The organism is Rhodococcus sp. NPDC056506 (assembly GCF_042794945.1).
Taxonomy (GTDB): Bacteria; Actinomycetota; Actinomycetes; order Mycobacteriales; family Mycobacteriaceae; genus Rhodococcus_F.
The window spans coordinates 38,463-64,714 of sequence record NZ_JBHTSW010000032.1 but is presented as its reverse complement, the minus strand read 5'-3'; the positions used below and the strand labels follow the sequence as shown (position 1 = coordinate 64,714).

The 26,252-nt window shown below is 62.5% G+C and carries 13 protein-coding genes; 9 read left to right on the top strand and 4 right to left on the bottom strand.

Annotation, left to right across the window (positions count from 1 at the left end; all coding sequences use genetic code 11):
- Positions 1-4 precede the first annotated feature (4 nt).
- Positions 5-14,326, top strand: a complete 14,322-nt coding sequence (locus ACFQ6H_RS22015; RefSeq protein WP_378648594.1) for an amino acid adenylation domain-containing protein — start codon at positions 5-7, stop codon at positions 14,324-14,326.
- A 525-nt stretch (positions 14,327-14,851) separates the two neighbouring features.
- Here the strand turns inward: ACFQ6H_RS22015 and ACFQ6H_RS22010 are convergent.
- The gene (locus ACFQ6H_RS22010; RefSeq protein WP_378547899.1) at positions 14,852-15,505 is read right to left on the bottom strand and encodes a GNAT family N-acetyltransferase; all 654 of its coding nucleotides are present in this window, start codon (positions 15,503-15,505) and stop codon (positions 14,852-14,854) included.
- 123 nt (positions 15,506-15,628) lie between these two features.
- Between ACFQ6H_RS22010 and ACFQ6H_RS22005 the strand changes: the two genes are divergently transcribed.
- The 5 genes from ACFQ6H_RS22005 to ACFQ6H_RS21985 all read left to right on the top strand — a co-directional run bounded on the left by ACFQ6H_RS22005 (position 15,629) and on the right by ACFQ6H_RS21985 (position 22,109).
- Positions 15,629-17,026, top strand: coding sequence for an MFS transporter (locus ACFQ6H_RS22005; RefSeq protein ID WP_378648588.1), 1,398 nt, complete (start codon positions 15,629-15,631; stop codon positions 17,024-17,026).
- Entirely contained in the window at positions 17,023-18,585 is a 1,563-nt protein-coding gene (locus tag ACFQ6H_RS22000; RefSeq protein WP_378648586.1) for a pyridoxal phosphate-dependent decarboxylase family protein, read from the top strand. Before ACFQ6H_RS22005 ends, ACFQ6H_RS22000 begins: the two co-directional genes overlap by 4 nt.
- 127 nt (positions 18,586-18,712) lie before the next feature.
- The gene (locus ACFQ6H_RS21995; RefSeq protein ID WP_378648584.1) at positions 18,713-20,044 is read left to right on the top strand and encodes a class I SAM-dependent methyltransferase; all 1,332 of its coding nucleotides are present in this window, start codon (positions 18,713-18,715) and stop codon (positions 20,042-20,044) included.
- 20 nt (positions 20,045-20,064) lie between these two features.
- Positions 20,065-21,384: a lipase family protein gene (locus ACFQ6H_RS21990; RefSeq protein WP_378648582.1), complete on the top strand. Its 1,320-nt coding sequence runs from the start codon at positions 20,065-20,067 to the stop codon at positions 21,382-21,384.
- A gap of 53 nt (positions 21,385-21,437) precedes the next feature.
- Positions 21,438-22,109, top strand: coding sequence for a DUF1345 domain-containing protein (locus tag ACFQ6H_RS21985; protein WP_378538706.1), 672 nt, complete (start codon positions 21,438-21,440; stop codon positions 22,107-22,109).
- A 21-nt stretch (positions 22,110-22,130) separates the two neighbouring features.
- On the opposite strand, the gene ACFQ6H_RS21980 is transcribed toward ACFQ6H_RS21985, so the two are convergent.
- A complete protein-coding gene (locus ACFQ6H_RS21980; RefSeq protein ID WP_378449596.1) occupies positions 22,131-22,760 on the bottom strand; it encodes a LysE family transporter in 630 nt (209 codons plus the stop codon).
- Between the two features lie 112 nt (positions 22,761-22,872).
- Between ACFQ6H_RS21980 and ACFQ6H_RS21975 the strand changes: the two genes are divergently transcribed.
- Entirely contained in the window at positions 22,873-23,529 is a 657-nt protein-coding gene (locus ACFQ6H_RS21975; RefSeq protein WP_378648580.1) for a nitroreductase family protein, read from the top strand.
- Positions 23,523-24,128, top strand: coding sequence for a dihydrofolate reductase family protein (locus tag ACFQ6H_RS21970; protein ID WP_378648578.1), 606 nt, complete (start codon positions 23,523-23,525; stop codon positions 24,126-24,128). The genes ACFQ6H_RS21975 and ACFQ6H_RS21970 overlap by 7 nt, the downstream gene beginning before the upstream one ends.
- Here the strand turns inward: ACFQ6H_RS21970 and ACFQ6H_RS21965 are convergent.
- Positions 24,125-24,928 carry a sulfite exporter TauE/SafE family protein gene (locus ACFQ6H_RS21965; RefSeq protein WP_378648577.1) on the bottom strand — a complete coding sequence of 268 codons (804 nt, stop codon included), beginning with the start codon at positions 24,926-24,928 and terminating at the stop codon, positions 24,125-24,127. The two genes, ACFQ6H_RS21970 and ACFQ6H_RS21965, sit on opposite strands and share 4 nt — an antisense overlap.
- Positions 24,929-25,021: 93 nt before the next feature.
- On the opposite strand from ACFQ6H_RS21965, the gene ACFQ6H_RS21960 reads away from it, so the two are divergent.
- On the top strand, positions 25,022-25,825 hold the full coding sequence (locus ACFQ6H_RS21960; protein ID WP_378648575.1) for an AraC family transcriptional regulator: 804 nt from the start codon (positions 25,022-25,024) through the stop codon (positions 25,823-25,825).
- Here ACFQ6H_RS21960 and ACFQ6H_RS21955 read toward each other — a convergent pair.
- The gene (locus ACFQ6H_RS21955; RefSeq protein WP_378648573.1) at positions 25,803-26,252 is read right to left on the bottom strand and encodes a hypothetical protein; all 450 of its coding nucleotides are present in this window, start codon (positions 26,250-26,252) and stop codon (positions 25,803-25,805) included. The genes ACFQ6H_RS21960 and ACFQ6H_RS21955 overlap by 23 nt on opposite strands.

The following is a 26,252-nucleotide window of genomic DNA, read 5'->3' as shown; positions in this document are numbered from 1 at the left end:
GCTCCTGGCATCCACGTCGTTCGACGTGGCGATCCTCGAGATTCTGCTTGCTCACGGCTGCGGTGCGACTGCCGTGGTCGTTCCTCCCGGACTGATCGGCGGAGTGGATCTCGAAGACTATGTGCGGCGCGAGGGTGTCACGCATTTGATCTCGACACCATCGGTTGCGCTGACGATGGATCCTCGGGAACTGCCGGATCTTCGAGTGTTGAACGTGGGCGGCGAGCGACCGCCGGGGGCGCTCGTCGATGCGTGGTCGAGTCACGTCGACATCGTGAATTCGTACGGCCCTAGTGAAGCAACCGTCGCGGCATTCATGAGCGAGTCGCTGGTGCCTGGCGGTGATACACCGATCGGGCGTCCGATCGACGGCGTTGCCGCTGTGGTGTTGGATTCGTGGTTGCGTCCCACTCCGGTCGGCGCCGCGGGTGAGCTGTACGTGATGGGACAAGGACTGGCGCGTGGGTACCTCTCGCCGACGCTGACGGCGGAGCGTTTTGTCGCGGCGCCCATCGGTACGGCCGACGCTGGTGCACGCATGTACCGCACCGGGGACGTGGTTCGGTGGAACGATGCCGGTCAACTCGAGTTCTTGGGCCGCACTGATCAACAGGTGAAGATCCGTGGAGTACGCGTCGAACTGGGCGAGATCGAAGCTGTGCTCCTGTCTACTCCTGGCGTCTCGCAGGCAGCAGTGGTGGAGCGATCCGGGTCGATTGCAGCGTATGTGACCGTGAGCGAAGACGGAGACGACCGACCTCGTCCGTTGAGTCAGGAGGCGGTGCTCGACCATCTGGCTTCACTACTTCCGCGTTCCATGCTTCCGAGTTCGGTGACGATTCTGGCGGCGTTGCCCGTGACAAACCATGGAAAGACAGACCGTGCAGCGCTCCCTGAACCGACGACGGCCGCTGTCGCCGAGCAACGCTCGGCGGTAAGCCGCCCGATCGAATACGACGAGGAATTGATTGCCTCGGTGATGGCCGAGGTCCTCGGCGTCGGAGTTCTCGGACCGCACTCCGACTTGTTCGCCTGGGGCGGTAGTTCTCTCGACGCCGTGTACGTCGCCGCACGAGTGAGTTCCGCCCTCGGAAGGCGGGTGGGTGTCAGGGACGTGTTCGGTGCCCCGACGCCGGCGCAGCTGGCCCGGAAGATCCGCGAGGGTCGGGCAGAGTGGGTGGTGGAACCCCAGCGCATTTCGGACGACGTCTTCGTGAAAATCGCTCCGGCACAACAACGTCTGTGGCTGCTCAATCGTCTGGATCCGCAGTCGTCGGCGTACAACATTGCGTTCGAGGTCTCGTTCAGTGGAGTTCTGGATACCGAGGCGATGAGAGTGGCGGTAGGTGACCTGACCGATCGTCACCTCGTCTTGCGTACTGTTTTCTCGTTCGACCAGAACCGCGACACGTGGCCGGTCCAGGCCGCGACTGCGGCTCCGGTGACTCTGATCGAGGTTCCGTCTGAGGATTACGAGACTGCGTCAGCGGATTTGGTTGCGGCCGGGTTCGACCTGGCGATCGACGCACCTCTTCGCTTGATCCTCACCTCGGAGAGCGACGCCGACCATCGCATGACCGTGGTTGCCCATCACATCGCCCTGGACGGTCTTTCGTTCGCGACGATCGTCTCGGACCTTGTTGCGGCGTACGACGCCCGCGCCGCTGGGAGTTCGCCGATCTGGCCTTCGCCCTCGCTCGACTATCGCGACTATTCCGCTTGGCACAGAACCGTTCTCGGTGATCCTGCGGATCCGCAGAGCCTAGCTGGCCGGCAGTTGGAATTCTGGGAAACAGCTCTCGCCGGCGTTGATCCGACTCTGGCGCTTCCCACGGACAGATCCCGCCGGCCGGACCAACCGTCGTCGGCGCGGGACGTGACGTTCGAACTGCCCTCGCCCGTCCACGCGGCGCTGAACGAAATTGCCAGAGCACACGACTGCACGACCTTCATGGTGCTGCACGCCTGCCTTGCGATCGCGCTGAGCAAGATCACTGGTGCGCCCGATATCGTCATCGGAACCCCGACGTCCGGTCGAACACACCCCTCGTTCGACGGCTCCGTCGGTATGTTCGTCGGAACCGTGGCGCTGCGAACGCTCCTACTCGAGGGAGACACCTTCGGTGAGTTCTTGACTCGAGTACGCGACGTCGACGTGGCGGCACTGTCCAATGCCGACATCCCGTTCGACTGGGTAGTCGAGCGGGCGGTCGGTGGGGCCGCAGGCGAGAAGAATTCCTTCCTGCACGTGGTTCTTGCCGTCGATCCGGTAGCTTCGGTTCCCGAGATCGCCGTGGGAACGATGACGGCTCGAGGAATTCCGTTGCCTCCCGCGCACCCGCGGTTCGATCTCGAAGTGACTGTGCGCGAAGATCGTACGGTTGACGGAGGTGCGAGCGGCATTTGGGGCACCTTCCGATATGCCGCCGATCTGTTCGATGCGGCCACCGTGGGCGGTTGGGTCGAGCGACTACGTCGAGTGTGCGACTCGGTCACCGAGAACTCGTCAATTATGTTGCGTGACATCGATGTTCTCAGCGTCGACGAGCGCGAAAAACTGCAGGTGCACGTGCCGGCGCCGGCACTTGGTGCGAACTCACTGTCCGACCTGTTCGCCGGGGTCGCGACGAAGCGGTCGAACGCAATCGCCGTGACGAGTGGAAATTCTCGGGTCACCTACGCAGAGTTGCACGTTCGTTCGGAGGCGCTCGCAGCCGCCTTGATCGATCGAGGAATTCGAGTGGGGGATCGGGTGGCCGTCGGCCTCCCTCGCTCGATCGACCTGGTAGTTGCAATTCTCGCGGTCGTTCGGGCGGGCGCCGCGTACGTCCCGATCGACCTGCAGTATCCCGACGCTCGCATCCGATACGTACTCGCCGATGCGCGTCCGAAAGCGATTCTGTCGACGCCCAGCTACGTTCCGCGTTTCGGTGAGTACGAACATGCCGTCGTATCCGTCGACGAGACGGCTGACGCGGCGCAATGCTGGCCACTTGCGCCCTTGGAGTCCGCCGCTTACGTGATCTACACCTCCGGATCAACCGGCGCCCCCAAAGGCGTGGTCGTATCTCAGGGCAACGTGTTGGCTCTGCTCGCCTCGACTCGAGAGATCTTCGACTTCGGGCCCGGAGATGTGTGGACGATGTTTCATTCGTACGCATTCGACTTCTCGGTATGGGAGATGTGGGGTGCGCTGACCACTGGCGGATCCCTGGTGATCGTGGACGGTGACGTCGCGCGCTCACCCGAAAGATTCTTGGATCTGATTGTGCGGGAACAAGTGACCGTTCTGAATCAGACCCCGGCTGCCTTCTATGCGTTGGCGGAAGTCACGCAGGAAATGCTGCTTCCGCTCCGGTCGATTGTTTTCGGCGGTGATCGCCTCGACGTGGGGCGCGTGGAGGCCTGGTTCGATCGGCACCCGGATGTGCGGGGCGTCAACATGTTCGGAATCACCGAAACTACCGTTCACGTCACCAGTGTCGAACTACCGGCCGGCAACGGAGCTGCCTCGCCGATCGGATCTCCGTTACCGGGCTTGCGCAGCTACGTACTGGACACCGCGCTCGCGCCTGTCCCTCCCGGATCTGTCGGCGAACTGTACGTTGCCGGTCCACAGGTGGCCGCAGGCTACTTGGGTCAACCCGGGATGACGTCTTCACGATTTGTGCCTGAACCGGGATTCGACGGATCGAGGATGTACCGCAGCGGCGATCTGGTCCGTTGGCGAGCCGGTCGACTCGAATATGTTCGCCGCGCCGACGGTCAGATGGCCCTGCGCGGTTACCGCCTCGAACCGGGCGAGGTTGAGACCGCGCTACTGGCTCACAGTTCGGTGGAGCAGGCCGCGGTGGTGGTGCGAGAACTCGACAGCGGGCCGACATTGGTCGGTTACATCACCCCGGAGAAGGGACACGACCTAGACGGCGTATTACGCACTGCCCGTTCGTTGTTGCCCGGGTACATGGTGCCGTCGGCTTTGATGCCACTTGCGTCATTGCCGGTCACGATCAACGGCAAGATCGACCGCGCGTCGCTGCCGACCCCGGTGTCTCTCACGCAGCCCTCTCGGCAGTCACGAGACTTCTTCGAGCAGACAGTCGCAGCCATCCTGAGCGATTTGATGGACGTTCCGAATGTCGATCCGGTTCGGAATTTTTTCGATCAAGGGGCCAATTCCTTGATCGCCACTCGACTCTCGTCGCGACTGAACGCCGTCCTGGGCTGCAACCTCGACGTCCGCGACGTCTTCGAGCACCCATTCGTCGATCAGCTGGCCGGAATAGCTGCTGCCCGAATCGGTATGGGGCAAGCGTCTCCGGTGTCCTTGGTGCCTCTGTCTTTGGCTCCGCGTTCGGACAATACAGAAGTGCAGCTGTCAGCTTCGCAACACCGAATGTGGATTCTGAATCAGTTGGATACAGAGTCCGCCGGCTACAACATTCCGATCGTGTTGCGCCTGACGGGTGAATTGGACGTAGTTGCAGCCGAACTGGCAATTCGTGACCTGATCGATCACCATCGCACCCTGCGGACCGTGTACCCGGTTGTCGGTGAGCGCCCGGTTCAGAAGGTGCTCGACGTCAGGGAAGTAAGTCTGCCGCTTCAGCTCCAGGCCCTCGCGGGCGAGGACGCCGAGAATCGCGTCGCAGAACTGGTGGGTTCGGGCTTCGATGTCACCACGGATCCGCCTGTACGGGTGGCCCTTTTCCAGGTTTCACCCGACGAGCACGTCCTGGCCGTCGTTGTCCATCACATTGCCGCCGACGCTCGATCGCTGGAAGTGCTGATACGTGACTTCACTGCCGCGTACATCGCTCGCGCGGAGCAGCAAGCTCCGCAGTGGTCGCCGCTCGCGCTCGAGTACTCCGATTACACTGCATGGCAAAGAGAATCGGGGATTCCAGACACGGTATCCAACTACTGGAAGCAGGCTCTCGAAGGCCTTCCCGAGCAGGTGACGCTACCCCTGGACCGCCCACGCTCGACATCCGCTCGCGCGTCGAGCTGTCGAGTGGTGATCTCAGGTTCCGTACGGACGGGCCTGCAAGCGGTGGCACGATCGAACAACGCAACCATGTTCATGGTTGTCCACGCTGCTCTCGCGGCGCTGCTGGCGAGGCACACCGGCAGCAGTGACGTGGTTGTCGGCACTGTCGTGTCCGGACGCACCGCACCTGAACTCGATGAGCTCGTCGGTATGTTTGCCGGCACGATTGTTCTCCGAACCGAAGTCGATCCGTCGGAGTCCTTCGGCCAGTTGGTCGAGCAGGTTCGTCAGCGCGACGTATCGGCGTTCGCGCATGCAGAGATGCCCTTCGAATCGTTGGTTGATCTGATCGACCCACCGCGATCGCGCTCGCGGCACCCGTTGTTCCAGGTGGCGCTCTCGTTCCAAACAGTGCATCCCACCACCTGGTCCGTGCCGGGGTTGTCCGTCACACAGATTGCTCCTGATGTCAGGCACGCAAATTTCGATTTGCAGCTCAACGTCACGGATTCAGGGATCGGCGGCGGTCTCGCTCTCGAATTCGTCTACAACGCTGATCTATTCGACGATCTGACGGTATCGAGCTTTGCGGGCCGGTTCGAGCGCTTCCTGGGTCAAGTGTCGATCGACCCGCAGGTCGCCGTAGGGGAAATCGACCTGTTGGACAGTGCGGAACGAGCTCTTCTCGTCCCCGCACACGGCGCGGCCGACCGGTCTGGTCGATCTCGACGTTCCGGTACGACGCTAGCCTCGATGCTGCGCTTCGGCGTCGAATCCGCCCCGGATGCTGTGGCGGTCGAGGGCGAGGGCAACGCACTGACTTATCGGGAACTCGATGCCCAGTCGAATGCCGCAGCCGACGAGTTGCGCGCCCGGGGAATCGGAGTCGACCAGGTCGCTGCCTGGACTGCAGATCGGTCCATTGCGTCGATCGTGCAATTGTGGGCAATCGCGAAGGTCGGGGCAGCTCCGGCGTTGGTGGATCCGGAACAGCCGCAGGCACGGCTACGCGGTGTTCTCGAAACACTGGGCGACGGCACGATCGGCAGCCGCAACGCTGGTGGTGAGAACGCTGGTGGTGAGAAGGTCACAGACTCGGCGGGCGAATATTCCGACAGCCTTGCGGCATACGTAGTCTTCACTTCGGGGACGAGCGGAACCCCGAAGGCTGTCATCGTGACCAACGGCGGGCTCGACGTCATCGCCGAAGACCTGCCGGGTAGGTTCTCGGCTGGACCAGGTTCTCGCGTATTCCATCGCGGAGCACCAGGATTCGACATGACGATGCTCGAGGTGCTCATCGCGAGTACGTCCGGGGCGACGCTCGTCCTGGCGAAGAACGACGAACTGTTCGGTTCGGGACTCGCATCAGCGCTGAGGCGCGAGCGTATTACTCATCTCTGCGCCACACCTACCGTCGTCGCCTCGATCGGTACTCCGTCGCTGCCGGACCTTGCAACGGTGATGTTCGGAGGCGAGCGGCTCAGCGGTGCGTTGGCGAAGCGTTGGCACGCCGGACGCAGAGTGATCAACGGATACGGACCCGCTGAGTCGACGATGTATTCGCTTGCTACCGAGCCCCTGTCGAGTGAACACTTGTCGACCGACAGTCACGACGGGTCCGTCGGACATCCGCTGGCCGGCGTCGACGCGGTGGTGCTCGATGATCGACTCGAACCGGTGCCGCCGGGAGTTGCCGGAGAACTTTATCTCGCAGGTCGAATGCTCGCACGCGGGTACGCCGGCCAACCTGCCCGAACTGCGGAGCGATTCGTGGCAACCAGTTCAGGCGCCAGGATGTACCGGACCGGTGACCTGGTGATGTGGAGGCCTGACATCTCCGAACCGGCAACCCAGAAGCCTGAAGGCAATAATTATCGCCTGCACTATCTCGGACGAACCGACGCGCAGGTGAAGGTCAACGGTGTCCGGATCGAGCCGGGTGAGATCGAAGCAGTCATCCAGTCTGTCGCTGACGTCGATTTCTGCGTCGCCGGGGTACGGACCCCCGAAGGTGGAAGTCCGCTGTTGGTCGCCTACGTGAGAAGTTCAGGCGCCGAGAGAGTTGACACGGGTCGACTTCGCGCCACGGTCGCAGAAGTTCTTCCGACGTACATGGTTCCGCATGTCATCGTCGACATCGAGGGCGACCTTCCGATGCGGAACGGCAAGGTCGACTTCGCCGGTCTACCGTTGCCGGCACTCGATGCTTCCCGCATAGAGGGCCCGGACACTGACACTGAGCACCTGGTTGCTGCAGCTTTTGTCGCCGTTCTGGGCGGAGACGGGGACGATCGTGACGCAGACTTCTTCTCGCTCGGGGGCAACTCGCTCTCGGCCGCGGAGGTCACGTCACTCTTGAGTAGTTCTCTGGGACAGGTTGTTCCGCTGAGGACCGTATTCGAGCATCCGACGGTTGCGGCGTTGGCAGCCCGGCTCGATTCGCTCGAGCAGGACGACTCGGTGACCGATCTTGTCCGACTGGAACCGCGCCGCGATCCCACGCCCGCACCCCTGTCACGAAACCAGCGTGCGATGTGGGTACTCAATCAGCGGAACACAGCGAGCGGTGCGTACAACCTGCCGATCTGCATCGAGATCGACGGTGAACTCGACGTGTCCGCGCTGCGTCAAGCCGCGACCGATCTTGTCGGCCGGCATGAGGTCCTCAGAACCCGGTATCCGGGCACTCCACCGGTTCAGGTCGTAGATCCTCCGTCTTCGGTGGCAGTGGAAACGCGACTGGTCGGCGACGTCGAGGTCGAAGTGCTGCTGCGAGAGTTCGGCTCGCGCGGTTTCGACGTGGCCGCAGACTTGCCGGTGCGCTGGATGCTGCTCCAACTGTCGCCGGTCAGACATGTGCTGGCGGTAAGTTTTCACCACATCGCAGTCGACGGGGTGTCGATGCGAACTGTGGTCGGCGATCTCCTGACCGCTTACGGCAAGCGCCGAGCCGGACTGGATCCGCAGTGGCCTCCGCTGCCGATCCAGTACGGGGATTTTGCCGCGTGGGAGGCAGCGAGTGACGTTTCCCCTGTGGTCGAAGAGTTCTGGCGCCGAGCACTCGACGGCGTGACGTCTGTGTCACCGCTGACGGTGGATCACACTGACGACGGACCGGTTTCCGCGGCGCAGCGAGTGAACTTTTTGATACCAGCCGTCGTCACCTCGGCACTGCAGGCGCGAGCAGACCGGATGAAGGTCTCGCTGTTCGCGGTGGTTCATGCGGCACTGTCCGTGGTGCTTGCCAAGCTGAGCGGGAATCCCGACGTCGTGATCGCGACCGCGGTCGACGGACGGCGTACGCCCCAACTCGACGGCGTGGTCGGAATGTTCGTCGATACGGTGCCTCTGCGCCTGCGGATCGACGGGGACATGCCGATCGATCTTCTGTTGGCTACAGCTTTCGATGCTGACGTGGCAGCGTTCGAATACAGCTCTGTTCCTGCCGAATTGGTTGGTGAGTTGCTCGGTGGACGCACTCCCCAAGTTGCGCTGGGTCTGCAGAATTTTGCGCTCCCTGCCGTGGAGGTGGCCGGTCTCACGATCGAGGCTCGTGAAATCGAGACCGCAACAACGAAGTTCCCCATGCATGTCTCGCTCGCACCCGCTGTCGACGGATCATTGACCGGCGCTGTCGTCTATGCCGCGAGCGCGTTCGATCCGTCGAGCGCCGACGCGGTTACTCGACATCTGTCGAGAGTGCTCACCTCGATTGCCGAGGATGTGCCAGTACTCGTTTCGGATCTCGCGGTGGGCGCGGCGCCCAGTTGGACTGCTGTCGAGGTCGATTCGTCTCGGACACTCACCGAGATCTTTGCCTCCACAGCGGCGCGATTCCCGAACAACATTGCTCTCGACGACGGACAGAGCACGGTGTCGTATGCCGAACTCGACTCTGCCTCGGATGCTCAAGCCTGGGAACTGGTGGCTCGGGGAGCAGGGCCGGGCGCCGTGTACGAGATTCCGGCAGTGCGAACTATCGCTTACCTGGTCCGAATGTTGGCCATCACGAAAACGGGCGCGGCATTCGTGCCGATCGACCCTGACCTGCCGACGGCACGGTTGAAGCAGCTGCGCACAGTGCTCTCCGACCGCAGTCCTGTTCCCGGCCGGCAGTATCCGGATTCAGTTGCGTACGTCGTTCACACGTCCGGGTCGACCGGTGAACCGAAAGGCGTTGCAGTCACCCACCGAGGACTGGGCCTTCTGACCGACGACGCAATCCGGAAGTACGGGGTGACTTCGGACTCGGTTGTGCTGCACGGATACAAACCGACGTTCGATGCAGCGATCCTCGAGATGATGCTGGCGATCGGTGCCGGGGCTACCTTGGCGGTCGCGCCTCGTGAGGCTTTCGGCGGAAGGGCACTCGAAGAGTTTGTCGCAGAACGCGGCGTCACTCACATGTTGTCGACTCCGGCCGTACTCGACACCATGGCACCGGAGCGGTTCGACTCGCTCGAGGTAGTGGCAGTCGGTGGCGATGTGCTCTCACCTTCCACCGCGCGCGCGTGGAGTCGCCGTGCGCGAATGCTCAATGCGTACGGACCGACTGAATGCACCGTGGTCACGACTGTCGCCGAGGTGGATCATCGGGTCACCATCGGAGTTCCGCTCACCGGAATCGGTGCAGAGGTACTGGATACGCGACTGCATCCGGTGCCGTGGGCCGGGATCGGTGAGTTGTACGTCAGCGGACCCGGGTTGGCGATGGGCTACGCCGGAGATCCCGCCGGCACCGCCAGTTCGTTTGTCGCCGCACCAGGTGGGCGCCGCCGTTATCGGACCGGTGATCTGGTTCACCGCCGCACCGATGACACGCTCGGATTTGTCGGACGCTCCGACCGCCAGATGAGTGTGCGAGGAATCCGCGTCGAGCCTGCCGAGATCGAATCGGCCCTGCGTCGGTGCCTCGGCGTCGAGGCCGCTGCGGTTGTCCTCGTCGACGAGATCGCTGTGGCGTGTGCGGTTGGTGAGTCATTGGAGTCGGATCAGCTGACAATCGAGTTGGCAGCGATGTTGCCTGCATATCTGATGCCCGGCCGAGTAGTCGTGCTGGAGTCGATCCCGCTCACGTCGAACGGAAAGCTGGACGCAGACGCGTTGCGGCGCCATGTGTTCGAGAGCCAGGTACCCGACGCAGCAGTGACGGTTTCGGAGGAACTCGTCACCGCTGTCATGTCGGAACACGTGTCCGGAAGCTTCGGCGCTCTGCACAACCTGTTCGAATCGGGTGGTGATTCGTTGGCCGCGGCCGCGGTGGCAGGTCGACTCGCCTCGATCTTCGCCCGGGACGTGCCTGTTCGAGCGGTCTTCGACAATCCGTCACCGCGAGCGATGTCTCAATGGCTTTCGTCGAGCGCATCCGACGGCACGCGCCGCGAATTGACTCGACGCGATCCCGAGATGCCCGCGCCGCTGGCGCCCTCTCAACAGCGACTCTGGCTGATCAATCAGCTGCAGCCGGAATCGACCGCGTACAACCTGACGTTTGCAGTAATCCTGGCGGACGGCATCGATCGTTCGGTCTTGAGCAGCGCACTCGGTGACGTCGTCGATCGCCACGCCGTACTGCGAACTGTGTTGGTTCCAGGCGAATTCGGTCCACAGCAGGTCGAAATAGATTCTGTTGCATTCGATCTCACCCCGGTGCCGGTCGACGACATCCGTGCGAGCGCTCGAGCCTTCGCGAATGTGCAGTTCGATCTCGAACGAGACCTTCCGTTCCGAGTGCGTGTATTCGCCGAGGATGCAGGAGTCGTCTCTGCAGGATCGACTGTCCTGGTGATCGTTGTTCACCACATCGCAATCGACGGTGCCTCGATGGGCCCGATCCTGGCCGATTTCGCGGCAGCCTTCGAGGCCAGGGCAGTTGGAAGAGAATGGGATCGCTCCGCCGACGGGATCAGCTACGGCGATTACAGTCTGTGGGCGAGAGAGAGTTTGGGTGATCCCGAGGATTCTCTCAGCGTGGCTCACCGGCAGCTCGACTACTGGTCGAACGTCCTTCGTGGCGTCGAGGATGTGTTGGCTCTACCCGTCGACACACCCCGGAGTCCGCTGTCCTCACGATCCGACGAGATGGTGACGGAAGTCCTCGACGGCACCACCTACGACGCGTTGTCGGCGTTGGCCCGCTCGCACGGCGTCACGGTATTCATGGTCGTCCACAGCGTGATTGCCGTGCTGCTCGCTCGTGAGTGCGTCACGGATGATGTCGTTGTGGGAGCAGCGGTGAGTCTGCGCAACGATCCGGCGCTTCGCAATGTCGCCGGCATGATGGTGGGCACCGTCGCGTTGCGCACGAGGATCAACTCCGCCGACCACTTCACGGCAGTCTTGGACGAGGTTCGCCGCGTCGATCTGGAAGCGATGGCGAACGCGGACGTTTCGTTCGACGATGTAGTCGCGAAGGTCGATCCGCCGCGCAGGATGAACGAGCATCCACTGTTCACGGTCATGCTGGCATATCGACGAGCACTCGAGTTGCCGCAGATCGACGGGGTATCTGTCTTCGACCTCGACATCGCAGGGGCATCGACGGGCTACGACTTGACGTGGGATCTGGTCGACGCCGGTGACAGTCTGACCATTCGATTGTTGTACGCCACGGACAAGTTCCGGACGTCGACCGCGGAACTGTTCATGCAGCGGGTGACACGTATCGCCGAATCGGTGACAGCCGAACCCGAGATAGTGGTCGGGGAGATCGAATTGTTGTCCGGATTCGAACGCTCGGCGTTGACCGTTGCGAATCCCCGCAGCGTCGAACCCCTGACGATTGCCGACATTTTCGAACGTGCACTGCGTCAGTCACCCGACGCAGTAGCGCTGGAAGAGAACGGCCGACTCTGGACTTACCGCGACCTGCACGAGGCGTCGTCGCGCTGGACGCGCGAGTTGGTGGGCCGGGGAATCGGGCCTGACGACGTCGTCGCCGTTGCGCTCGGTCGCGGACATCTGTGGATCGTTGCGTTGTGGGCAGTGGCGCGGGCAGGCGCAGCGTGGCTGTCGCTCGATCCGGCGCTGCCGACAGTGCGCCGGCAGACGATGGTCGAGGAGTGCGGTTCGGTTGTCGGTTTGACAGCAGAAGGTGCAGCCGAGAGTTTGCCCGATTGCGTCGAGTGGTTGTCGATGGGTGAATCACGCACTGCGAGTGAGGCTACCGAGGTATCGGCAACGCCGGCTCTTCCCGACAACCTTGCCTATGTCATCTACACGTCGGGTTCGACGGGAAGACCCAAGGGCGTCGAGGTTTCACATCGCGGAATCATGAATGTCTACACCGCGCACGCCGAGATCGCCCAGCTCGATCGTGGCCCCCGTGTCCTGCAATTGGCGTCGTCGACCTTCGATGCGTCGGTGATAGAGATTCTTCTGGCGGCTGCGGGGTGTGGAACGTTGATTCTGGCTCCCGACTTCGTCTACGGGGGAGAGGAACTCACGAGTCTGCTGGTGACTGCCGACGTCACGCATTTGATCGTGACGCCGACCGTCCTGGCCACGGTCGATCCGGATTCAGTGCAACCGTTGATCGTCGAATCGATGGGTGAGCCGCTCTCTGCCCGCCTTGCGTCGGCCTGGTCGAGCCGACATCACATCGTCAACGGGTACGGACCGACCGAATCAACGGTCGCGGCATCGATTTCGCACCCGATCATCGATGGAGACGTCACTGTCGGCACTCCGGTACCTGGTACGACGGCACTTGTTCTCGACCAAAGGCTACGTCCGGTTCCGGATGGCGTGACGGGAGAACTCTTCCTCTCCGGTGAGAATTTGGCACGGGGGTATGTCGCATCCCCAGGTTTGACCGCTGATCGTTTCGTGGCCAATCCCTTTGTCACAAATCCCGCGGCGGTGGGGACTCGGATGTATCGCACGGGTGACCTCGTTCGTCGTCGGCGTCACGACCGAGCGCTCGAGTATCTGGGCCGCAACGACGCACAGGTGAAGGTCCGGGGTGTTCGCGTAGAACCGGCGGAGGTCGACGCGGCTCTGTCAAGCCATGGAGCAGTGACCTTCTCGGTTACCGTTGTCACCGACGACGGGCGCGGGCCCGCTGAGCTTCGGTCGTATGTAACTCTGGCGGAGAACAATTCTGTGACGGACAAGGAGCTGCGTGACTTTGTCTCCGGCTTGCTGCCGAAACACCTGCTGCCTTCCTCGGTAACGGTGGTGGTCCGGGCCCCGTTGCTCGCATCGGGGAAGATCGACGTCGCGGCTCTTCCTGCTCCTGCACCGCAGGTAGGGTCGAGTATGGATCGACCCGTCTCGGCTACCGAACGTCAAGTGGCACAGGCATTCGAGAGTGTCACAGGCGCGGTATCGGTGGGCCGTCATGACGACTTCTTCGAACTCGGCGGTACGTCCATGGGAGCCGTTCAGGTGGCTTCGCGAGTGCGTGAGGCCCTGAACAGAGATTTCCCTGTTCAATGGATTTTCACCGATCGAACTGTGGCCGAACTTGCCTCTCGGTTGGACCTCGATCATGCCGATGACTTGGAGGGTGATTCGTCTCGTTCGGATCCGCTGGACACGATCGTCATGTTGGGCGGCAATCCTGACGACGTACGGCCGCCGTTGTTCTGCGTGCATCCGGTCAGTGGAATTGCCTGGTGCTACGCCGGACTCGTCGGTCGGCTCGAAGGTCGACGGGTGTACGGCATACAGGCAACGGGAGCAGGTGAGCTACCCGGCACGGTGGCGGAGTTGGCGTCGGGGTATGTCGATGCCGTACGGATGGTGCAACCGTCGGGTGAATACCATCTGCTGGGGTGGTCTGCCGGCGGAACGATCGCGCTCGAGATGGCGAGCCAGCTCGAAGAGGCCGGCGACCTGGTCGGTTCTGTTGCAATGCTCGACGCACTGCTGCCGGAGATGATGCCGTCTGTACAAGCAGCCCCGGAGCCTTCCGAACTGTTCGCGCAGATCGGGCTGACTGAGGTTGAAACGGCCACCACAGCAGTGACTTTCGTAGACGTCGCAGCGGAAATCAGAAGGCAGACCGGTATGGATTTCCTCACCGATACGGTTCTCGAATCGGTAGTCGGCCGGGTGGAAAAACTGTCGCGAATCGTCCGGGATCACAGGCCGAGGCCCTTTTCGGGGTCAGTGGAACTCTTTGTGGCGCAGCATGATCTGCCTGAACATCGTCACTTGGTCGAAAAGTGGTCTGAACTGGTGGGCCCGTTGCGGACGTATCTGGTCGACTGCTCTCACTCGGAAATGTCGAGTATGGAGGTTTTGGCGAGCGTCGCAAAAGTCCTCGTCGACAATCGCCGAAGCATCGAATCCGAAGCGGGGGAGCGCAATCACACTGGGGTGCAGTAGATCTGCGGCGCCGGGACTTTGGTCCGGAGTTGTCACCCCCGGGGGTCCCCATGCTTCCGTTCCGCAAGTAGAACCCGTAGCATTTTCCTTGTGGCAGTAAGCCATTCAGAAACTATCTCCGGAGGATCGTATGTTGGGTTCCCTTTTTTCCATCAGCTCTGAAATCGGTGTCCCGTCCGTCGACGCGCTCTTCGAGGCTGCTCGGACCATCATCGGCGCGCTCTTCGGCCTGAGCTGACACGTCGCAGCGACCTTCCCCCGCGGTGAAGAAAGTCCCTGTTCTCCGACAAGGAGAACAGGGACTTTCGTGCAGCCTGCAGGTGAGCGTTTGCGTGGCGGTGAGTGGGTGACCTACCGGCCGTTCTGTTGATACGCGATCGCTGTCAGCGATCCGACTTCGACGTTCACGTCTGCGGTGCTGGTGAGCCCGATCCTGTGGGTCGACTGGCCGGGAGCTTTTGCAGGCACCAGAAAGTCGGAACCGGGGGCCTCGACAAAAGTTGTCGCTGTGCGCGGGTAGCTCGCTCAGTCGATGCCGAGCATCTGCTTGAGCTCGTGCACGCCTGTCACTTCGACGGGATACGGCGGTGCGACAAAGTCTTCGCGACTGAGGGTGAAGAGACGACGCACGGTCATTCGGCCGTCGGCAGCCAACTCCTCTATCGTGCCGTCTGCGCGGTACCCGACTTTGGTCGACACCGTGATCGAGGCGGGGTTGTCGGTGAACGCCGACGACGCGACGCTGCGTGCGCCCAAAGAGTCGAATGCGAATGCGCAGATAGCCTGTCGGGCGAGAGTACCGATACCCCGGCCTTGGAACTCACGCCCGATCCACGAGCCGGTTTCACCGGTACGACTGTTGGGGAAGTCCGTCGCGGCAAACGCCTGACAACCTACGATTTCCCCGTCGACAACGATGGCTGTTTCGAATTTCCAGTCGGCGACGCTCATCGCTCCGCGGACCGACCAGTGATATTGGATGAACCTTCGCGACACTTCGTCCGGCGTGCCCACAGTCCAGGGGACAAGAAAAGGCATCTGTTCGGCAGGGTGAATGCCGGCTCGAACCAGCGCATCGAGTTCGGGGAAATGGTCGTCGCGCACAGGGGTCAAGGTGACGGGCCCACACGTGATCGTTACTCCGTACGGAGGCCAGATCTCGTTCAGTGGATCAACCATCGTGCTCAGACTTTCGTTCGTGTGCGAATCGGGTCACAGTCTGGCATGCCAGGCCCGTCCGAGTGAGCGACTTCTGGTCATCGGGATTCTTTTGCCCTCGCGGTACGGAGTCGTGACATTAGTGTGTGGACGGTGACTACAGACAAACCGGTACGTCTTCGTGAAGGTAGATCGCCTGACAGGCTTTCGCGTGGTGTGGTGGCCGGATACGCAGCGGGAAGTGTCGGTACGGGTGGATTCGGTGTTCTGCCAGGTCTGGTACTGGCGTACTACCTGACCGACACCCTCGGGGTTGCCGCGGCGCTCGCGTCGCTCGTGGTCATCGTTCCGAAAATCGCCGATGTCCTGATCGACCCACTGATCGGGTCGATCAGCGATCGTGGCTCTCACCGAACTGGTACGCGAGTGCCACTCATGCTCGCAGGTGCTCTGGCTCTGCCCTTGCTCTTCATTCTCACGTTCTCGGCTCCCGTGTCTGCCGGCCCTGGAGTCGGGGCGTTGTGGGTGCTCGTCTTCTTCCTGCTCGCGGCCAGTGCCTACAGTCTCTTTCAGGTTCCGTACATCGCGTTGCCGACCGAGTTGACCGGCGATTATCACGAGCGCACTCGCTTGGTATCGGTTCGAATTGCTGTGTTGGCCCTGACAATTCTGGTCATCGGTGCCGGCGGCCCCGAGCTCCGCGATGCCGCCGGGGGTGGGGCGCGCGGCTATCTCGTCATGGCGATCGGGGTGTCGGCGTTGATGTGCGGGGCAATGATCTGGGCAGTTCGCGGAGCAGCGCGCCACACGGTGACTCACGCGGATGCCCCGACCGGCTCGTTGCTTGTGCAGTATCGGGACGGGTTCGACGCGATACGACACACTCGCTCGTTCCGATTGCTGGTCATCGTGTTCGTGCTCCAAGCTCTTGCGACCGCGGTGATGTTGGCTGGTGCGCAATACCTGGCGACGTATGTGATGGGGAACGAAGGTGCACTCACCGGGCTGTTCGTCGCACTCGTCGGGCCGGCCCTCGTCGTGATGCCGCTGTGGTATCGGTTCTCTCATCGGTACGGAAAGCTTCGCGGCTACGTCGTGTCTTCGGTTCTGTTCGTCGTCGCGACGGCGTTGTTGACGCTCGCTGCGCTCGACGCCGGCCCGTGGATCTACGGCGCCGTCGCCCTTGCCGGCGTTGCCTATGCCGGTATGCAGGTGTTCCCGCTGGCGATGCTCCCGGACGTCATCGAAGACGACGCGCGAATCGGTAGTCGCCAGCGTGGTGGCTCGCTCAGTGGTATCTGGACCGCCTCGGAAACCGCAGGCCTGGCCCTCGGACCCGCCGTGTTCTTGGGTGTTCTCGCAGCTACCGGGTTTGTCTCGAAAACAGCGGGGGAGAGCGTCGTACAACCTGAATCGGCGCTCACCGGTATCGCCCTGGGGTTCTCGATCGTGCCGGCAATCCTGGTTGCGATAAGCCTGGTCGTATTACGGAATTACCACACCGAACAAGAATCCACTCACGAGAACGCAGGTGAACGATGAGTTCCACTCAGTCCGAGGCACTTCAGGGCAAAATCCTCGAGAGCTCGAACCTCGAGAGCCGAGCCGCTGACATCTTGGGCCGGTTGCGTTCGCTCCGTGAACAGGATGCTCCGACGCACGGCGGCCGTGTTCTGTCGTACGTGTACGACAGCGGTCTCGCAGCCCTCGACGAGTTGGCAGCGGACGCAGCTCGATTGGTTCAGCCCGTCAACGGTCTCGATCCGACGGTGTTTCCCTCCACTGCGGTCATGGAGCGTGAACTGGTGGCGTTCGCGCGCGAGTTCCTCCATGGAACTTCGGACACAGCGACGGATACAGCCGCAGGAGCAGAAGGAGTGGTCGTCGGTAACGTCACCAGCGGCGGAACGGAGAGTTGTGTGTTGGCCGTCAAGGCCGCTCGCGACTTTCGCGGTCTCCCACCGGGGGAGGGCTCGCTGGTTCTTCCGACCACCGCGCATGCCGCTTTCCACAAGGCGGCGCACTTGCTCGGGCTGGAACTGATCCTGGTGCCGGTGGATCCCACGTCGGGGCGCGTCGACGCACAAGGTATTGCGGCAGCGGTGCGGGACGACACGGTATTGATCGTCGTCTCTGCGCCCAATTACCCGTTCGCGGCGCTCGATCCGATCGCCGAAGTCGCGGAAGTTGCTCGTGCACGGTCGATTCCATTGCATGTCGACGCCTGCATCGGCGGACTTGCGTTGCCGTGGTGGGGTGATCTGCCGCCCTGGGATTTCCGGGTGGCCGGTGTCACCAGCATGTCGGTCGACTTCCACAAGTACGGATACTCACCCAAAGGCGTCTCCGTGTTGCTGCACCGTGGGCGGGATCTGCATCGCAAGCAATATTTCGGACTCACGGACTGGCCGGGCTATCCGGTGGTCAATCCCACTCTTCTCGGTTCCAAATCCGTTGCTGCCCTGGCCGGGGCGTGGGCGATTTCGCAAGTCCTCGGTCAACCCGGGTATGCCGAATTGGTGTCCCGGGCGCAGTGGGCGACCCGTGCGCTCATCGACACGGTCCAGAGCGTCGACGGGCTTCGCGTCGTGGGCTCGCCGGTGGGACCGCTGTTCGCGGTCGCTGCCGACGATTCCGTGCCGCTCGAACGCCGAGTGGATCCGCATCGCTGGGTGAGCGCCGTCGGTGCCCGGGGTTTCGTCCTTCAAGGGCAGCCGGCGTCGACGCAATCCGACGGGACGACGTTGCCTCGAACAACCCACCTCACCGTCACCCCGGTAACGGAGTCTGTGCTCGGTGAGTTGACCAGCGCGCTCGTCCTCGGTGCCGACGACGTTCGCGGCCTGGCGGCAGCGCAGGCACCGCCGGCCCTGGCAGAGTTGGCCGGAGCATTCGAACGTGGCGATGTCACCGTCGCCGATGTACTCGCTTTGCCCAGTGACGCCGTTGCGGCAGCTTTGACGTCGGCGGGGCTGGATCCGCGGGGCTCTTCTGATTCTCCGCTGGACATGGCGGCGGTGCTGGCGGCAGTGGAATCGCTGCCACGCGAGGTAACCAAGCGGTTGTTGGTGGAGTTTCTCGCCGGACTGGTGGAGCCCTGAACTCAGCGACGAACACCGAAACCGTGATGAACACTGCCTAAAACTCGGACAAATGGCGCGAAAGTTTCGTGCATCGGGCGTAAGTTTTCTGTCATCGGCTAACCATCTTTTGTCGGAGGGTTGATTTGTGACTGGCGCCGCGACCAAGATTCTGACAGTTTTCGAGGACATGATCGGGGTTCCGCTTCCGATTCGAGTGCGTTGTTGGGACGGTTCCGAGGCGGGCCCGCCGGACGCCGCTGCACAGGTGCATTTCCGGAATCGGCGTGCATTGCGGCGAGTCCTCTACTCTCCCAACGAATTGGGGTTGGCGAGGGCGTACGTTTCCGGGGATCTTGACGTCGACGGCGATATCTTTGCGCTCCTCGACGTCCCGGACCTCGTCACGCGGCTCGGCGAGAATCGATTGTCGGCGTTGCCGTTGCGCTCGATCGTGCGCGCCGCCGGTACTTTTGCCGGCTTGGGGGCGCTGGGTCTACCGCCATCACCCCCGTCGATCGAGATGCGTCGTAAGCGAGGTAAACGGCACAGCAAATCGCGCGATTCTGCGACTGTCTCCCATCACTACGACGTCGGGAATCGCTTCTACGAACTGTTTCTCGGGTCGAGCGTGGTCTATTCGTGCGGATACTGGCCGGAGGGGGTCGAATCCCTCGAAGCCGCTCAGTTCGCGAAGCTGGACCTGATTTGCCGCAAGCTCGATCTGAAGCCGGGAATGCGACTGCTCGACGTCGGCTGTGGTTGGGGATCGATGGCACTGCACGCTGCCCAGAACTACGGGGTCGATGTCGTCGGGGTGTCACTGAGTAACGAGCAGGTCGAGTACGCCAAAGGGCGAGTTGCCGATGCAGGTTTGACCGACCGCATCGAGATTCGGGTGCAGGACTACCGCGACGTCGATGACGGCCCGTACGACGCGATTTCGAGTATCGGGATGTCCGAGCATGTGGGCCTGGTCAATTTGCCGGTGTACACGGCAAAACTCTACGACCTTCTCGTGCCGCAGGGGCGTCTGCTCAATCACGCCATCGCAGCGGTGAAGTCGTTGTCGGACAAGGCCGAAGACGGACCCAGTTTCATCGACAGCTACATCTTCCCGGACGGCGAGATACTTCCGCTGAGTAAAACCGTTGATGCGCTGGAACTTTCAGGTTTCGAGACACGTGACAGCGAAGCGTTGCGTGAGCATTACGCACTGACGCTGCGAGCGTGGGTGCAGAACCTTCGCGAGAACTGGGACGCGGCAGTCCTACAGGTCGGTGCTCCCCGAGTGCGAACCTGGTTGCTGTACCTCGCTGCCAGTGCGCTGGGTTTCGAGGAGCCACACAGGCTTACGATTCATCAGGTTCTGGCCGTGAAACCAGGGGATCGGGGGGCCAGCGGTATGGCCCGCTCGCGTAAGAGTTGGTACCGATCGATTGAAGTCCCGCAGATCGAAACCGGTCCGCGCATCGACTGAGGCCTATACGTTGGATTTCCATGAGCACCCGGAAGGTCGTCCTCGCGGCAGTGAAGATTTCGGCCGTGGCGATCTCGGCACTGTTGCCCACGTCGCTGCTGTTCACACCGATATCGAATGCCGAACCGGTGAGCGATTTCTACGACGCGAGTCCAGACGACGTCGGTGATCCGGGATCGGTGATCCGGACGGAACCACTTCCGCTTGCCGGCGCCGTCGGCGCAGTGCCTGGTGTGGGGACTCGGATCCTGTACGCGAGTACCGACACCCACGGATCCAAGGTGGCCGTGTCGGGCTCGTTCCTGGAACCGGCCGCCCCGTGGTCAGGGGCGGGGCCGCGCCCGACAGTCGTGATCGGTCCGGGCACGCAAGGCCAAGGTGATCAGTGTGCACCGTCGAGGATGTTCCCCACTGCCGGTCAGCTCCGCCTGGCGGAGCCTGGGAATCCGTCGAACTACGGTGCCGGGGTGGACAGTGTCGGTGTCAACTACGAGTCCGCCTTCGCATTCGCTTTCCTCGCCCAGGGCGTTCGCGTGTTTGTCACCGACTACATCGGACTCGGAACGCCAGGCGTCCACACCTACGTCAATCGCGCCGAGGAAGCCCACGCGATGTTGGACGGTGCACGCGCTGCCCGAACCCTGGCGAAGGCAGGGGCGGACGATCCGATAGCGCTCTGGGGGCATTCTCAGGGCGGCGGGGCCACTGCCGCAGCAACCGAACTGGCGCCCGAATACGCGCCTGAGGTGAATCTGGTCGGGAGCTACGCGAGCGCGCCCCCGGCCGACCTGGCAAGCGTTCTGCGTCATATCGACGGTACCGGTCTGATGGCCGCGATCGGCTACACGATCAACGGCGTCCTCGACCGCTATCCAGCGGCCCGCGAACCGATCGAATCTCGACTGAACGACTACGGCCGGTCCGTGCTCGCAGACGTAGCTGGGCAATGCCTCATCGATTCCCGAACCAAGTACGGGAAGCAGTCGACGGCGTCATGGACCACGGACGGACGACCCCTTGCCGACGTGGTGGAATCGGTACCGGAGATCCAGCAGGTGATCGAGGAACAACGCATCGGGCGTCGAACCCCGGCCTCACCGATCCTTGTCAACGGAGCGCTCAACGACGATTTCATCCCGTACGAGCAAACCCGGCGCCTGGTTCAGAACTGGTGTGCGCGTGGGGCCGAGGCGACGTTGTTCACCGACACCCTGCCCGCGGTGAATCCGGGGAGCGGCAACAATCATCTCGCACCGGCGGTGGCGGATTTCGGCGTCGGATTGCAGTACGTGCTGGACAGATTCAACGGCAAGCCGATAGTCGGCGCGTGCAACGCCTGAGTCGCCGTGTCACGTAACCACCGTCTCACTTCTAACAGTGGTTGACTGAGCCCGTGAACGATCGACCGCACGACCTTCCGATCAAGCCGGTTCCGCGGAGCGCCCTGGGTGCCGGGCCGGCGCTGAGAGTGTCGACGGGTCTGCTGCTCGGTGTGGCCGCAGGTGTCGTCACGGCGTTGGTCGGCTATCCCCGGTTCGCGTTTCTGATCGGCTGGGATGTGGCGGCGATGGTGTTCACGGTGTGGACGTGGATTCTGGTCTGGCCCTTCGACGCGACGCTCACAGCAAGCCACGCAACGCGCGAAGAGCCGGCCCGCAATGTCGCACATCTGCTGATTCTCGGCGCCGCCGTCGCGAGCCTGGTCGGTATCGCGTTCCTGCTCCTGGCGGCGCCCGACGGACATCACTACCAAGTCGTGGCGGCATCGGTTGCAGTCGGCAGCGTCGTGATCTCGTGGCTGGCGGTCCACACGCTCTTCGCCCTCGGATATGCGCGGCTGTATTACTCCGGCCCTGACGGCGGAATCGATTTCAATCAGGAAGAACCGCCGAGGTACAGCGATTTCGCCTACGTGGCGTACACGGTCGGGATGAGCTTCGCGATTTCCGACACCAACTTGAAGTCGTCGGACATGCGTGCGATGGCGCTCGGGCACGCATTGCTGTCGTACCTGTTCGGTTCGGTGATCGTGGCGTCCGTCGTCAACTTGATTGCGGGCCTGTGATCGATCAAGCCGTGTGACCGATCAAGCCGCCGCACGGCCGATGCTCGAGAGAAAGCCTGCAGCGCCGAAGAACAGACCGGCGAACACTCGATTGGTGGTTCGCTGCTGTTTGGGGGAGCGCATCAAGGTGAGCACCCGTGCGGCCAGCCCGGTGTACCCGGTCATCACGATCACGTCGACGGCGCACATCGTTGCAGCGATGATCAGATACTGCGGCAGCAGCGGCGCCGACGGATCGAGGAACTGCGGGAGCACTGCGAGCATGAAAACGACGGCTTTCGGGTTGCTCGCGTTCACGAGAAATCCGCGAAGCATCATCATCGGACCGGAACTGCTCGCGGCGGCTTCGTCGGTCTCCACCTCGGTGGGCGCCGATCGCCACTGCCTGATCCCCAGGTAGACGAGGTATGCGACACCGAACCACTTGATCAAGGAAAAGGCCACGGTCGAGCTGGCGAGAACGGCGCCGACGCCGGCCGCGACAATTCCGATCTGCAACAACAAACCCAACTGCAGCCCGAAAATGTTCCAATATCCGCGCCGCAGACCGTAGGCAAGCCCCGACGACATCGACGCAATGGCACCGGCCCCTGGTGACAGGCTGATCACCCAACTTGCTCCGAAGAACGCCAACCAGACGTGCCAACTCATGTCGAAAGTCCTTTGATCCGTGAATGCTCCCGACACACCAGCCACGTACGGGATCAGAAAAGTGTAGACGGACTGCCCTGCTCACGGCTCGCGACAGTGCAATGATCGGGAGATGACGTCGTATCCCGTGCTCGACCTGACACCCGACGAATTACTGACCACAACGCGAACGGTTCGAAAGCGTCTGGATCTGACCCGTCCGGTGCCCTTGGATCTGGTGAAGGAGTGTCTCCAGATCGCCCTGCAAGCGCCTTCCGGTTCGAATCGCCAGGGGTGGCAGTGGATGGTTGTGACAGATCCGGCACTGCGAGCAGCAGTTGGGCAGATCTACAAGGAAGTCACCGACGAGTACCTTGCTTCTCACGGTTCGGCGGCAAAGCTCTTCGCCGACGACCCCGATCGCGCGCCGATCCAACAGCGAGTAGGCACGAGCGTCGCGTGGCTCGGTGAGCACATGGGCGAGGTACCGGTTCTCCTCATTCCGTGCATCAAGGCGGGTAAGACGTTGCCGGAGGGGAACCAGGCGGGTCTGTGGGGTTCGCTACTGCCGGCCGCGTGGAGTTACGCGCTGGCAGCACGGGCACGTGGACTCGGTACGGCCTGGACAACGTTGCACCTGCAGCGTGAGGCGGAAGTTGCCGAGCTGCTGGGCATTCCGGCCGGATTCCATCAGGCGGCTCTGATCCCGACGGCGTACTTCACCGGCGGGACGTTCAAACCTGCCGCGCGCGAACCCGTCGACAACGTGCTGCACGTGGACCGATGGTGAGCCTGATCTACTCGGCGATCTGCTCGATCGACGGGTACGTGGCGGACAGGGACGGGAACTTCGACTGGGCTGTTCCCGACGCGCAGGTCCATTCGTTCGTCAACGAGCTCGAGAGGGGAGTCGGCACATACCTGCTCGGGCGCCGGATGTACGAGACGATGATTCCCTGGGAAACAATGGCAGCCGAGGACCTCGGGCGTTCGTCAGTGCCAGGAGGTTCTTCAGTTCCGGACGAGTTTGCCGGTATCGAGGCGGCGACCGTCGAATTCGCTCAGATCTGGCGTGGAATCGACAAGATCGTGTACTCCACGACGCTGAACGAGGTGTCGACTGCGCGCACCAGGATCGTCCCGCGCTTCGATGCAGACTTCGTCAGCACGATCAAGAGCGAAGCGGCACAAGATATCTCGATCGGTGGACCGACGGTTGCGGTTAGTGCTTTCGCGGCGGGTTTGGTCGATGAAGTCAGACTGTTCCTGTGTCCGGTCAATATCGGCGGCGGATTGCGAGCTCTCCCGGAAAGCCGGCTTGATCTGCAGCTGCTCGAGGAGAAAACCTTCGACGGCGGCGTGATCTACCTGCGGTACGCCGTCCGCTAGGCCGCCACCATCACTGCCGTGACGACGCAGAGTAGAGCGATGTAGGCGCCGGCATGGACGCGGTCCGGAATAGCACCGATTAGTCGCCGGCTCAGCACAATCGCAGGCAGAGAGCCGGCGAGAAGCGCGCAGACGGCCAGAAGGTCGACAGCGCCGACTCTGCCCGCCGACAGATCCGAAGCAGAGATGTGTCCGGATGCCGCCGTGTACACGGCAGTCGCGACGACGGCGACAGGCAGGCTCAACGGGTTGGCGCTCGCGGCGGCGTCGGCCATTTGAACTCCGCCGCGTCGCATCATCGGCACCGTCATGACGCTGCCGCCTACGCCGAGGAAACTTGCGACGGCACCGATTCCGATCCCGACTGTGCGGACCCCGTTTGGGCCGAGACGGTCGCGAGGTTCGGGAGGCGTCAGAAACCCTTGCCGCAGAAGGCTGTCCAGGATCGTCACGACGAGATAGAGGGCAAACAGGATCCGGACGATGCCGTCGTCGACGTGACCTGCCGCGACCGCTCCGAGCGCTGCTCCGACTGCTACGGGTCCGATCAGAGGTCGGATGTACTCCGTCCGAAGTCGTCCTGATTTCCTGAATGCCACTGTGGCACTGAGTGAATTGACCACCATCACGGCCGCTGAGGACGCGACGGCGACGTGCATCGGATCGGTGACGTCTGGCCGAAGTGCGGACGCAGCGTAAACGACTGGGACGGTGACGAACCCGCCACCGAATCCGAACAGAACAGTGGTGACTCCGGTCAGAGCGCCGAAAGCGAGCAGAATGAGGGCGTAGTGAAGCACGTGATGAACGGTAGCGATTTCCCTGCTGGCTCACATTCGAAGGTTCGCCAGATTCCATTGTCAATCGGACACCGACTCGGTAGGTTCTCTCGGGTGCGCAACATTGCGATCAAGGGCGTCGATCACTCACGTCGCAGTGTTCTCGCCATCGGAACCGACTACCCGCGCGGCCACGCGCTGGCTGCCCACGATCATCGGCGAGCCCAGTTCCTCTTCGCTGTGAACGGTGCGATGAACGTCGAAACCGAAGACGGTGAGTGGACGGTTCTGCCGTCCAATGCGGTCATGATTCCCGCCGGTGTCGTTCATGCGGTGACGATGGACGGCGTCAGCACACGAAGCCTCTACATCGAACCGTCCGCAGTTCCCTGGTTTCCGGTCAGGTGCCGAGTGGTCGCGGTCTCGCCGCTACTACGCGAGTTACTTGTCGCTGCGGTCGATATGGATGTCGAATTGAACGTAGAGGACGACTTCTCTGCTCACGGACGTGAGACCGCAGTAGTTCAGCTGATCCTCCACGAACTTCGCGATCTTGCACCCCTACCTGTGGAACTCCCACTGCCTCGGCACCCGGGATTGCGGGCGTTGTGTACGCGGTATCTCGCAGGCCCGTCGATTCACGACTCGCCCGCGCGGTGGGCCGGGCGACTTCACATCAGTGAACGAACGCTGCACCGCTTGCTGATCTCGGAGACGGGGATGAGCGCGTCGTCGTGGATGCAGCGTGCCTGCATTCTTCATGCGCTTCCGAAACTCTCCGCCGGCGTCAGTGTGACGTCCGTTGCGTCTGAACTCGGATACTCGACGCCGGCTGCTTTCGCGGCGATGTGCACCCGGGTCTCGGGTGCACCGCCCAGTAGCTATCGAGCGCGCGTCACGACACCGACACCGGGATGATGTCGGCGACGACGTCGTGGATGAGTCCGTCACGGACTTCGAAGGTTTCACGAATCTCCACGGTCATGAGGCGAGTGCCACCGATTCCCGCGTCCAGCAGGTAGGTGGTCGAGACGATGTCCCCGGCTTCCGACATCTCGAGGTCGCGTATGCCCTGGATGACGCGGTACTGGATGCCGTTTTCGAGGTCGGCGGTCATCTGCGGTCCGGAGAATCCGGTCTTGATTCCGGCTTCGACGCGCGTCGCGTCCGGGGCGAAATGCACATCGGAGACGTCATGGGAGACGAGGGCGTCGATGTAGGCACGTGCCTGCGCCTCACGGGGCGAATCGGCCGGGTTGGGGGCTGCCGTCGCAGCGCCTCCCGCAGCCAGGATCAGGGCAGCAGTGGCAGCAGCAGTTCCGGCGATCTTTTGCAGTGTTCGCAT